Raw genomic sequence first — 12,003 nt, 5'->3', positions numbered from 1 at the left:
ACGGTGACCCGGGCCGGCCGTCCGGCGCCTGGTGCGGTGCGGGCTCACGGGGCCGGTTGCCCGCGACCGCGGCGGGCTCGGCCTACCGGACCGGCGTGCCGCCGAAGGCGTCCAGATTTTCCTGCACCCACTGCCGGAAGGTGCGCGCGGGCGCGCCCGTCCAGGGCTCGCAGGTGGCGTACGTGTCAGCGGGCTGTGCGAGCCCCGCCTCCCACTGGTCGAGCAGCGAGGCGAGCACCGGCGGTGGTACGAACCGGCCCATCGTCTCCGCCGCCTCGGCGCGGTCCAGGTCGCGTACGTGGATCTCCCGCCCCAGCAGGTCGGCGATGACCCGGACCTCGGCGCGGAAGCTCAGCGACTGCGGCCCGGAGAGCGGGACGGCCTCGGGCACCGCGGAACCCTCGGCGAGCGCCGCCACGGCCACATCCGCCACGTCGGAGTCGTGCACCGGCGCCACCTGGGAGCCGGCGAATGGCTGCTGGACCGCCCGGCCCTCCCGGATGTCGGCGCTCCAGCCCAGCGCGTTGCTGGCGAACGCGCCCGGTCGCAGCAGCACATGAGGCAGCCCCGAGGCGAGGACGGCGTCCTCGACCACCCGGTGGTGCCGGGCCAGTGGGTCCTCGTCCGCACCGGGAAGCAGCACGGTGTTCGACGACAGCACCACGACCTTGCGTACGCCCGCCTCGTCCGCGGCCTTCAGGAAGTCCGCGACTCCGTCCGGCTCCGCGTACAGGAACACCTGGCAGACGCCGTCCAGCGCCGCCCGGAAGGTGCTCGGTTCCCGGAGATCGAGCGTGACGGTCTCCACGCCTGGCGGGAGGCCGAGGTCACCGGATCTGCGGCTGGAGGCGCGCAGGGGCTGTCCGTTGGCGTGTAGCCGCGCGACGACCTGGCTGCCGATGTTGCCGCGCGCTCCAGTGACAAGAATGGTCACGAGAATCTCCCGTGGTCGGTGACGTGCTTTCAGTGGGCCCGTGAGAGGGGCAGGCGGTCGGCGGCCATGTCGGCCTAGACCACTTGAATCACCGTTCCGGTTAGATCTCGGGAGCCGGTCGAAGGCGACTCGGATACTGCCGGATGTCCCCGATTGGCTGCGCTTTTGGTGGGGCGAGCGGATCATCTGAGCTGCTTTCCGGCCAAGCGTGGCCATTCCGCTACCGGCCCTTTCCGGCCATGGGCCGCTGCTCCCGCCGCTGGGCTCCCCGCCTATGCCGTTCCTTCCTCCATCGCTGCTCCAGTCCTCATGCCTAAGGTCCTCGGCGATATCCGCCGCGCCGGTGAAAGGCCCTAGGAGAGCCCGCCATGGCAGAACTGCCGCTGTTCCCGTTCCCGGGGTCGAGCCATCGCGGCCCTGACCCGCTCTTCAGCCGGCTGCGCGCCGAGCAGCCCGTGGTCCGGGTGACCACCGCCAACGGCACGCCCGCCTGGCTGATCACGCGTCATGAGGACATCCGCACCGCCCTGGAAGACCCGCGCTTCAGCCGGGCGGCGACCTATGAGCCGTCCGCGCCGCAGTTCGAAGGGCTGTTCCAGGCGCCCCCGGGAATGATCATCTCGCTGGACCCGCCCGACCACACCCGGCTGCGGTCGCTCGCCGTCCAGGCGTTCTCGCCGGAGCGGATCGAGGACATGAGGCCGAGAGTGCGGCAGCTCGTGGACGAGTTGCTCGCCCGGGTCGAGAAGGATGCGGCCGAAGGGCCGGTGGATCTGCTCGGCGACTTCACCGGGCCGCTTGCCCTGTCCGTGATCTGCGAACTGCTGGGCGTTCCCGAGCAGGACAGGACGGTGTTCCACGGCTGGATACGCCAGTTCGCCGATGTGGGCGGCGCACAGGACGAGGCGGTCGCGGCCCGGGAGCAGCTCGGCGCCTATATGGCCGGTCTGGTGGAGGGCAAGGAACAGGCCCCCGGCGACGATGTGCTCTCCGCCCTGATCGCGGCCCGGCTCGGTGACGACCGGCTGAGCACCGAGGAACTGATCGGGCTGGGATACACCCTGCTCGGCGCGGGCGGCGACTCGTCCGCGAGCCAGCTCGCCAATTCGGTGCTCACCCTCCTGGCCCGCCACCGCGACGTCTGGCAGCGGCTGGGGGAGCACCCCGAGGAGATACCCGCGGCCGTCGAGGAGCTGCTGCGCGGAGTCAACCTGCTCGGCGACGACACCTCGGGCCTGCCCCGTATCGCCACCGAGGACATCACCGTCGGCGGGGTCACCATCCCGGCCGGAGACGCCGTCTTCCTCGCCTTCGCGTCTGCCAACCGGGACGAGTCCGTCTTCGCCGACCCGGACCGGCTGGACTTCACCCGGTCACACAACCCGCACCTCTCGTTCGGCCATGGCATACACCGCTGTCTCGGCGGACCGCTCGCTCGGATCGAGATCGCCGTGGCCGTCGAGGAGCTGACCCGCCGCTACCCCGACGCGCGGTTGGCGGTGCCCGAGGACGAACTCGCCTGGCAGCGGGGCGATGTGAACCACCGCCTGGTGGCCTTGCCGGTCCTGCTGCACGGCGGCGCCCCTCGCTGAGGGGAGGCCGGGCTCACACCCCACCGGACGGGTCGTCGGCGGTTTCCGGCTCAGGCTCGGGTGCGCGCTCCTGTTCGGGCTTGGCCGCCGGCTCAGGCTCGGCGGGTGCGTTGAACAGCTCGTCGCCGTACAGGTCCTCCAGCCAGTTGGCCTGGTAGACGGTGTCGAGATAGCGCTCGCCGAGGTCCGGAGCGATCGCCACCGCGGTGAGCCCCGGCCTCTCGTGCCGGTCGAGCCATCCCATCGCCCCGCTCACCACCGTGCCGGTGGAGCCACCGAAGAGGAACCCGTGCCGCGCCAGCCGGTGGCAGGCCCGGATGGTGTCCACCTCCTCGACGCGGATCACCTCGTCCACGTACGACTCGTCGAGCAGCGGGGGACGCATGCTCATGCCGAGGCCGGGGATCATACGGCGCCCGGGCGGGCCGCCGAAGGCCACCGAGCCCACGCTGTCCAGCGCGATGATCCGCACCGGACGGTGCCACTCCCGGAAGAAGCGCGCGCAGCCCATCAGGGTCCCGGTGGTGCCGGCCCCGATGAACAGCACGTCGAGTTGCGGGAAGCTCCTGGCGATCTCGGGGGCGGTCGTGCGGTAGTGGGCCATCCAGTTGCTCGGATTGGTGTACTGGCTGAGCCATACGTACCGGGAGTCGGACGCGCACAGCGCGCGGACGTAGTCGAGCCGGGCGCCGAGGAAGCCGCCGTTCGCCTCCTGGCCCGCGATGACATGCACCTGGCTGCCCAGGGCTTCCATCATCAGCCTGGTGGACAGGTTGCAGCGGGAGTCGGTGACGCACAGGAACTGATAGCCCTTGCTCGCCGCGATCATGCTCAGTGCGACACCCAGGTTGCCGGACGACGACTCGACCAGGATGGAATCCGGGCGCAGGGTGCCGTCCCGTTCCGCGGCCTCCACCATCTCCACGGCCGCCTTCAGCTTGATCGAGCCGGCGAAGTTGAACCCCTCGCACTTCAGGAAGAGGGCATGCCCGCGTCCGAAGACCGACTTGAGGTCGACATAGAGATCTTCCTCATTGAAGGCGTAGGGATCGGATATGACTGGCACGAGGGCCTCCTCCTCAGGAAGCAGGGCCGTGCGGATGCCCAGCCGGCCGTGGGCGGATCACGGGTTCGCTCCTATCCGTGTCTGCGTCGTTCATGGAAGAAGTCCTGGATGGTGTGGAGCTCTCCGGCGCGGGCGGTTTCGTCGTAGACGTACTTGCCGACCGCGAGGTCGAGCACCCCGAGCCCGAAGGGCGAGAACACCACGGTCCGGTCGGTGGGGACGCTCACCCGCCCGCTGATCACGTCCTCCAGGGTGCCGCTGAGGAAGCCGCGGTCGCCGGTGAGCTGTTCGACCAGGTGGGGTGAGGTGTCGGCCTTCAGGCAGTGCTCGACGTCATCGACGACGTTGGTGGCGTCGAGCAGGATCTCGGGGGCGAGGTCGCGCAGCGAGATATGCAGCACGAGCGGGTGGTGGCTGAACCAGGCGGCGTCGCTGACATGGGGCCGACTCGCGATGGTGGCGAAGACGACGAGGTCTGCGGCGCGGATCAGCTCCTCCGCGCTGTCGTGGACCGTGATACGGCCCGGGGTGTTGTGCTCTTCGAGGTAGCGGCGGAAACCGGCAGCGCTGTCGGGGGACAGGTCGTGGATGCCGATCTCGTCGAAGCTCCAGCCGGTGGCGCTCAGGAAGGTGTGGATATAGCGCGCGATCAGTCCGGTGCCGAAGAAGCCGACCCGGGTGGGCCGGGTGGTGTGCCGGGTGAGGTGATCGGCGGCCAGCGCCGCCGACGCGGCGGTGCGGGTGGCGCTGATGATGGAGCTTTCCAGGCAGGCGAAGGGATAGCCGGTCTCATGGTCGTTGAGGATGAGCACGGCTGAGGCTCGGGGGATCCCGGTCTCCACGTTGTGGGGGAAGCTGGAGATCCACTTCAGGCCGTCGACGCCGTCAGGTCCGCTGATCGACGCGGGCAGCGCGATGATGCGGGAGCTGGGGCGGTCGGGGAAGCGCAGGAAGTACGAGGGCGGGTTGACGGTCTGCCCGGCGCCGTGGAGCAGGTACGTGGCCTCGACCAGGTCCACGATGTGCTTTTCGTGGCCGTGCAGGACCTGCTGGACCTGGGCGCCGGAGATCACCGAGAACGGCGGCACGCCTGTGCCCGGGCCCGTGCCCGTGGACGCCGCCCGGCCGGTCTCCGGGCTCGTGTCCGTGTTGGTGTTCGTGTCCGTGGTCATCGCCTGTTTCCCCCGTTCCCCTGGGGGCTGGTGGTGGGATGGGGCTGGGCCATGGCGACCAGGACGGTGCGGTCGCCTTCGTAGGGTTCCCTGCTGTGCGCGGTGCGCAGGTTGTCGACGAGCATCAGGTCGCCGTCCTGCCAGGGCTCACGGCGGGTGTGGGCGTCGTAGACGCCGTTGATCAGGTTGATGGTGTCCTGATCGAGCGGGTCGCCGTTGCCGTAGCGGGTGGTGAAAGGCAGGGCGTCGGCGCCGTACACGTCGATGAGGTACTCGCGCACCTCGGGGGCGAGGGTGAATTCGCTCAGGAACGCGATCTGGTTGAACCAGCAGCGGCGGTCGGCGGCGGGATGGCTGATGACGGCCGGGCGGTGCTGCCGGGTGCGCAGGCTGCCGTCGGCGTGCCAGGTGTACTCGATCGCGTTGGCGCGACAGTAGTCCTCGATGGCCGTGCGGTCGTCCGTGCCGAACGCCTCCGCCGCCGACGCGCCGATCTCGTCGTTGTAGCAGCGGTCCAGCAGCCAGCCCTGCCGCTCGAACCGGTCGACCAGCTCGGCGGGCAGCGCCCGGCAGACCTCGGCGGCGTCGGCGACACCGGTCGCACCGCCGTCGGCGGGGGCCTTGAGGCAGGCGAACATCAGCAGGGAGGGCACGCTGAGGGTGTAGCTCAGCTCATGGTGCATACACATCGGCTGGTTGGGCGGCCAGGTCGCGGACGAGTAGACGCCCTGGCCGTACTCCTCGCGCGCCGCGAACGCCTCCTTGTTGTCCATCAGCTCGGGGGCGAGGGCGTGGAACACCCCGGCCGCCTGCGTGGTGTCGCTGATGCCCAGACCGCGGACGAGCAGAGCCCCGTGCTCTGCGACGGTCGCCAGCAGCGCGTCACGGTGCCCGGCAGCCCAGGCGGTGGCGTCGCCGGGGTTGGCGACCCGCAGCATCGGGGGCTTGCCCGCGGGCACCTCCGCCTCCAGCAGCGGTGCGGGGGGTGAGGACGACATCGCGCGTTTCCTTTCGGTCGGGTCGGTCGGATCGTTCGTTTCAGGGCTTCAGGAGGTCGGCCGGTCGGCGGTGGTCAGTACGGTCTCGGCCGCCTCGGTGGGTCGGGTACGCAGCACGCGCTGCCCGCCGTCGGGCAGCTCGTGCGCCGCACCGGGCCTGGTGTCGATGAGGTCGGCGAGGTCGGCGAGGACAGGGTGGGCGGTGATGTCCTTGAGAGTGATGGCGCGGTCGAGGGCGATCGCGAGTTTGACGGCGGAGAGCGAGGTGCCGCCGCAGTCGAAGAAGTGGTCGTCGCGGCTGATCCGGTCGGCGGCCAGACCGAGGATGGCGGCGTACGCGAGGGCGACGCGCTGCTCGGTGGGGGTGCTGGGAGCGCTGCTCGTCGCGGTGTGCGGCGCGGGCGCCGGGGCAGGAGCCGGGGTGCCTTCACGGGCGAGGGCCTTCTTGTCGACCTTGCCGTTGGGGGTGAGGGGGAGCTCGGTGCGGTGGTGGTAGACGGTCGGGACCATGTACGCGGGCAGACGGGCGGCGAGGGAAGTGGCGAGTTCGTTCCGCTCGTCGCTCTGCTCCTCGCTCCGGCCGACAGCCGTGTGGCGGGTGTAGTAGGCGGTCAGATGGGGGCCGGTGGCGGGGTGGTCGCTGACGATCACGGCCGCGTCGCGGATACCGGGAAGAGTGAGCAGGGTGTTCTCGATCTCGCCGATCTCGATGCGGAAGCCGCGGATCTTGACCTGGGTGTCGCGCCGGCCGAGGAACTCGAGCGCCCCGTTCGGGTGCCAGCGTCCGCGGTCGCCGCTGCGGTAGAGACGCGCGCCGGGGCGGTAGGGGTCGGTGCCGAAGGCGGCGCGAGTGCGTTCGGGGTCGTTGATGTATCCGCGGCCGACGCAGACTCCGGAGAACACGATCTCGCCGGGGGCGCCGAGGGGCACGGGGTGGAGGTGCTCGTCGGCGACGTAGATCCGCACGTTCGGAACCGGCGGCCCCAGCAGGATGCGGTCGGGGGTGGCGCGCATGAGCTGGTGGTTGGTGTCGTCGCTGGTCTCGGTCAGCCCGTAGGCGTTGAGCAGGGCGATCGAGGGCTGGTTGGCGAACCAGCGGGCCGCCAGTTCACGCTTGAGGGCCTCCCCGGTCACGGACACGTACCGCAGATGGGGCAGCGGCCGAGGGTGGCGTTCGAGGTGGGTGAGGACCGCTTCCAGGTACGAGGGCACGAGCTGTGCGACGTCGACCTGGTGCCGGTCGATCGTGTCGATGAAGCGCGGCACGTCGAGGATGGTGTCCTGGTCCACCAGCACGGTGCGTCCGCCGACCAGCTGGGCGGCGATGAGCTGCCACAGCGAGATGTCGAAGCACTGGGGTGCGGTCTGGGCGACCACCGCGCCCGCACCGATGCCGAGATCGTCGATCTTGGCGTGGAGGTGGTTGAGCATGCCGGAGTGCTCGCACATCGCGCCCTTGGGCTCACCGGTGGAGCCGGAGGTGAAGTAGATGTACGCGAGCTGGTGGGGCCCCACCGCCACATCGAGGTCGCCGGCGTCCCGCTGGGTGTTCACGGCGTCATCGATCAGCAGCCGGCGTACGTCCGGCAGGTGGCTGAGCGCTTCCTCCAACTGGTCGGTGCTGCCGGGTTCGGTCAGCACCAGCGCGCAGTTCGCACGGGTGAGGACGCTGCGGATCCGCTCGGGCGGGAAGTGGGGCTCGATGGGCAGGTAGACCCCGCCGGCCTTGAACACGGCCCAGACCGCGGCCATCCAGTCCAGGCTGCGTTCGGTGACCACCGCCACCGGCTGCTCCGGCCGCAGACCGGACGCAAGCAGCGCGCGGGCCAGCCGGTTCGCCCGTCCGTTCAACTCCCCGTACGTCCACGAGTCCTGACCGAGCACGGCGGCGACCGCGTCCGGATGGGCGCGTACCCGCTGCTCGAACAACTCGTGCGCGCGTGCCTGCGGCAGCACCCGCTCGGGACCGGCCAGCTCCTCCAGCTGGCAGCGCAGCTCCTGTGCCCCCACCAGCCCCTCGCCGGTGTGCCCGGCGTCGATGTCCGCGCACAGCAGCCCCAGCGCGGTGACGTGGTACCCGGCGATCCGTTCGCCCGCGCCATCGTCCAGGACGTCGGTGCGGTAGCGCACTCGTACCGCCCACTGCCCGCCCCGGCGTATGACACCGACGCACAGCACCGAACCCGTATCCTCGTCCGGTGCGGATTCCCCGCCGTACGGGTCGAGTACCACCTCGAACGGCGCCCCGGAGAACCCGAGCTCACCTCCCAGCTCCAGCCAGGGGAAGCCCAGATGGGCCCGTACATCACGCGCGGCCCGGTCCGCCGCCAGCACCAGCTCCCGCCAGGACCCCACCGTCAGATCCAGTCGGCACGGAGCGGTGGGCCCGCCCTCCGCGACCACGTATCCGGTCAGCACGTCGTCCTCGCCGCACAGGGCCGACAGCACCTTGGCATGCGCCGCCAGCAGCACCGACTCCACCGGTACCGCGAGCTGGGCCGCCAGCCCGGGCAAGGCCTGCCCGACCTCGTCAGGGAGCAGGGCCTCCCGCTCGCCCACACCCGGCACCGGGTTCGACGTCCAGCGCGGTACGGCGGCGAAACCGCCGGGGCCCAGCACACCGCGCCAGAAGTCCCGGGCGCTGTCACGGGCGTCGATGGCGGTCTCCATGCGCATTCCCATCGGACCTTTCTTGTCGGGACTCAAGACCGGGGCCGGGTGCTGTGGGCGTCCCGCGGTTCGGCGTTCCGCAACTGGGCTGCCGGGTTTCCGCCCCACTGGTCGTACGCGGGCACTTCCTCGCCCTTCATGAGGAAGGAGTCGGCGGCGAGCACCGCACCGTCACCCATCGACACGCCGTAGTGGACATGGGATCCGACACCGAGCGTGCAGCCGGAACCGATGGCGCTGTGGTCGGACTTGAAGGTGCCGTCCTCCTGGGAGTGGCACTGGATCTTGCTGGCCGCGTTGAGCGTGCAGTCGTCACCGATGGTGGTGAGCGTCCGTTCCGTCACCAAGGCGCCGTCGTCGAAGACGCGCTTGCCGATCCGCACCCCGAGCAACCGCCAGACCAGGCTCTTGAACGGGGTGCCGTTGAGGGCGTTGAAGTACTCGCTGGGGACCTTCCACAGGCGCTCATGCCACCAGAAGTACGGGTCGTAGATGGAGCACAACTGCGGCTTGAGCGGCCGGAACCTGCCGATGCAGCGCTCGACGAGGACGAAGTAGAGCATGGTGAGCGCCAGCACGAGCGCCAGGGAGACGGCGATCAGCCCCTGCCCGAGCGCGCTGAAGCGGTCGAGGGTGGTCAGACCGATCAGCGTGACGGCGAAGGACAGCAGCCAGCGGACGAAGAGCATCAAGGCCATCGAGCGCAGGTTGTAGCGGTTCTTCGCCCCCAGATGCCGGTGCAGTTCGTCCCCGGTCCTGAGGTGGTCGAACCGCGAGTCGCGCTCCACCGACCGAGGGATCTCGAAGCACGGCGACCCCAGCAGCCCCACACCCTCACGGATCTCACCGTCCAGCGGCACCATCACCTTCGTGGCCAGCAGGCAGTTCTCACCTGTCCTGGCTCCGGAGGGGAAGGCGATGTTGTTGCCGAGGAAATTGTGCGCGCCGATGGTCGCCTGGGAAACCCGGAAGGAAGTACCGGAGAAGTCCGCGTTCATGACGGAAAGACCGTCCGCGATCATCGTGCCGCTGCCGACAGTGGTCAAAAAGGGAGTCTCGTGCTGCACTTCGGTGCCGAAGTTCGAACCGGTCTGCTCGACCCGTGACAGGTCGTATCCCAGCCCCTTGAGGTAGTACACGATGTAGGAACTGTCACCGAACAGCCATTTGAAGAATCTGATGTTGGTCGCCCGGGCGATGGCCCGGTGCACCGAATAATGGAATCCGTAGAGCGGATACACCTTGTCCGGCTTGATGACCAGATTCATCAGCCGGGGCACGATGAGCATCCCTGCCAGGCCGAAGATGAGGAATCCCACGAACAGCACCAGGGATACGACGAGGGCGTCGACGTATATCACCGGCGACACGATCGCCGCGGCCCCAGGCTCCAGCAGTTTGCCCAGCGAGGGGATTTCCGTGACCGCGATGTACACCCCGCCGATGGCCAGCGGCGCGTACAGGAGGAACATCTGGAGCAGTGTCGCGAGACCGTAGCCGGCCCGCCGCAACGTCCCGCACTTCGCGGGCGTCACCCGCACGTAGTCGATCTCCGTACGCTCGGCCGGGGAGCCGTGCCAGCGCTCCCCGTCCGGGATGTGCTCGCCCCTCTGGAGGGCGGACGAGTGTCCCAGCTGAGCGCCGTCGCCCATCGCCGTGTCGATGTCCAGCACGGTCTTCTCACCGATGAAGACATCCCGTCCGAGCGTGACCGCACCGGTCTGGATGCGCCCGGCGTGCGCCCGGTAGCAGAGGAGGAACGCGTCCTTGCGGACCACCGTTCCGTCACCGATGGTCAGCAGGTCGGTGCACACCGGGATCGTGCGGGAGAGCAGCGTGACGTGCTTGCCGATCTTCGCGCCGAGGGCCCGTAGGTACAGCACATAGAGCGGGTTCCCGACCAGGAAGATCATCGGACTGGCATGGATCAGCACCTTGACGGTCCAGAAGCGCAGATACGTCAGGCCCCACACCGGGAACTCGCGCGGCTTCCAGCGCCCGATGAGCAGCCACTTCGCCACGATCGGGAAGACGCAGAGCGCGAGGAGACCGGCGCTGCCGAACACCATGGAACGCAGATAGATGTCCAGTGCACCGGAAGCCGTGGACACCCACTCGTAGCCGGCGGCGGTGACCGTACCGACGATGAAGCAGTAGCCGAAGAAGATCAGGAACTGCGCCGTCCCGCAGAGCACATACGCCGACGACCTCGCGGTCCGTACGGCGCCGGGGCCGGTCTCGGAGGCGTCGGCCGGAGCCGCGTCCGCCACATCCGCGACCGCGACCGCAGTGCCGGCAGCCGGCACCGGGTCCCCGGCGGCAGGCGGTGGCGGAACCGCATCCGCGAGCGCGCCCGCCAGGCTGCGAATCGTCGGGTTCTTGTAGATGTCCTTCATCGAGACCGAAGGCAGATCGTCCTGCTTACGGACCCGGGCGCAGAATTGCGCCATCACCAGTGAATTGGCCCCCAGATCATCGAAGAAGTGGCTGTCGACAGACACCCGTTCGATGCTGACGACTTCGGCCAGCACCTCTGCGAAACGCTTCTCGGTACCATTGGCCGAATCTGCTGCGCTTTTGGCAATTTGACCCGGCCCGGGCGTCAAGACCTCGACAGATTTTTCCTCCATGCGAGCTCTCTTTTCTGAATCACAAAACCCTGCCACCAGTCTCCGTCGCCCCTGGTCGCGATGCCACTCGAACTCGCTGGCCGCGGCCGGTGAGAAGGGCCCCGTCGGGCCCAGGAGGCGGGAGTGGTGGGGGTTCGGCAGCCCGTGCCGCACGTACCGGGAATCGGCCGAACGGGTTAGCAGGGGTGGCCGGTGACGGGTTGATGCACTGAACACTCATTCGAGTGTTCATGCTCGCTGCGGCAAAGCATCGGATTCCACTCTCGATGCCTCCGCTATTCCATTGTGCCACCCAGGCGAAATGCGGATGAATTCATAAATTCAGGCACTCCGCCCGCCAGGAGCGTCGGTGACGGCCCGCGACCCCCCGCCCCCGGGTGCCCGCCCTGATGCCCACAAAGGGGCAAACCATGACAGACATCACTGATCTTGGTTACCGATCAGTGGCATCCAGATAACTTATTGACCAGTGCACATCAGGCCATCTACATTCCGCGCTGGCTCGTTCTTTCACGCCGGCGCTCTGCCGCTCACTCCCTGGGAAGTCCCATGCACTGGTACCTCGACGTCCTCAAGAAGTACGCCGCGTTCAGCGGTCGCGCGCGCCGCCAGGAGTTCTGGATGTTCACGCTCATCAACGTGATCATCCAGCTCGTGCTGACGGGCCTTGACTACGGCGTTCTCGGCCTCGGTATCCTCGGCCCGATCTACGTTCTCCTGACCTTCCTCCCCAGCCTCGCCGTGACGGTTCGCCGCCTCCACGACACCGGCCGCTCGGGCTGGTTCGTGCTGCTCGGCATCATCCCGCTGGTCGGCCCGATCATCCTGCTTGTCTTCCTGGCCGGTGAAGGCAAGCCGGAGGCGAACGAGCACGGCGAGAACCCGAAGCTCGCGACCGCCTGAGGTCCGCCCTTCAAGGTGGACCGTCAGCCCAGGAGGGC

General features: G+C 68.9%; 8 protein-coding genes. 2 read left to right on the top strand and 6 right to left on the bottom strand.

The genetic code is table 11. The features are described from left to right. Positions 1–82: 82 nt before the first annotated feature. A complete protein-coding gene (locus ACFWI9_RS29675; RefSeq protein WP_387166933.1) occupies positions 83–934 on the bottom strand; it encodes an NAD(P)H-binding protein in 852 nt (283 codons plus the stop codon). A gap of 368 nt (positions 935–1,302) precedes the next feature. Here ACFWI9_RS29675 and ACFWI9_RS29670 point away from each other — a divergent pair, with 368 nt between their 5' ends. Continuing rightward, complete coding sequence (locus ACFWI9_RS29670) at positions 1,303–2,526, top strand: cytochrome P450 (protein ID WP_387166930.1); 1,224 nt, start codon at positions 1,303–1,305, stop codon at positions 2,524–2,526. A gap of 13 nt (positions 2,527–2,539) precedes the next feature. Here ACFWI9_RS29670 and sbnA read toward each other — a convergent pair whose 3' ends face one another. The 5 genes from sbnA to ACFWI9_RS29645 all read right to left on the bottom strand — a co-directional run bounded on the left by sbnA (position 2,540) and on the right by ACFWI9_RS29645 (position 11,062). Continuing rightward, positions 2,540–3,592: a 2,3-diaminopropionate biosynthesis protein SbnA gene (gene sbnA / locus ACFWI9_RS29665; protein WP_387166927.1), complete on the bottom strand. Its 1,053-nt coding sequence runs from the start codon at positions 3,590–3,592 to the stop codon at positions 2,540–2,542. Positions 3,593–3,663: 71 nt separating this feature from the next. Beyond that, a complete protein-coding gene (gene sbnB, locus ACFWI9_RS29660) occupies positions 3,664–4,764 on the bottom strand; it encodes a 2,3-diaminopropionate biosynthesis protein SbnB (protein ID WP_387166924.1) in 1,101 nt (366 codons plus the stop codon). Then, complete coding sequence (locus ACFWI9_RS29655) at positions 4,761–5,762, bottom strand: TauD/TfdA family dioxygenase (RefSeq protein ID WP_387166921.1); 1,002 nt, start codon at positions 5,760–5,762, stop codon at positions 4,761–4,763. The genes sbnB and ACFWI9_RS29655 overlap by 4 nt, the downstream gene beginning before the upstream one ends. A gap of 48 nt (positions 5,763–5,810) precedes the next feature. Further along, positions 5,811–8,444, bottom strand: coding sequence for an amino acid adenylation domain-containing protein (locus tag ACFWI9_RS29650; protein WP_387166918.1), 2,634 nt, complete (start codon positions 8,442–8,444; stop codon positions 5,811–5,813). A 20-nt stretch (positions 8,445–8,464) separates the two neighbouring features. After that, complete coding sequence (locus tag ACFWI9_RS29645) at positions 8,465–11,062, bottom strand: Pls/PosA family non-ribosomal peptide synthetase (protein ID WP_387166915.1); 2,598 nt, start codon at positions 11,060–11,062, stop codon at positions 8,465–8,467. Positions 11,063–11,611: 549 nt separating this feature from the next. Between ACFWI9_RS29645 and ACFWI9_RS29640 the strand changes: the two genes are divergently transcribed. Next, positions 11,612–11,965 (top strand): DUF805 domain-containing protein, encoded by a 354-nt coding sequence (locus tag ACFWI9_RS29640; protein ID WP_387166912.1) that lies wholly within the window; start codon positions 11,612–11,614, stop codon positions 11,963–11,965. Positions 11,966–12,003: the final 38 nt, after the last annotated feature.

The organism is Streptomyces sp. NPDC127084 (assembly GCF_042724175.1).
GTDB lineage: Bacteria > Actinomycetota > Actinomycetes > Streptomycetales > Streptomycetaceae > Streptomyces.
The sequence above is the reverse complement of the archived record's forward strand: the minus strand, read 5'-3'. Positions and strand labels throughout refer to the sequence as shown.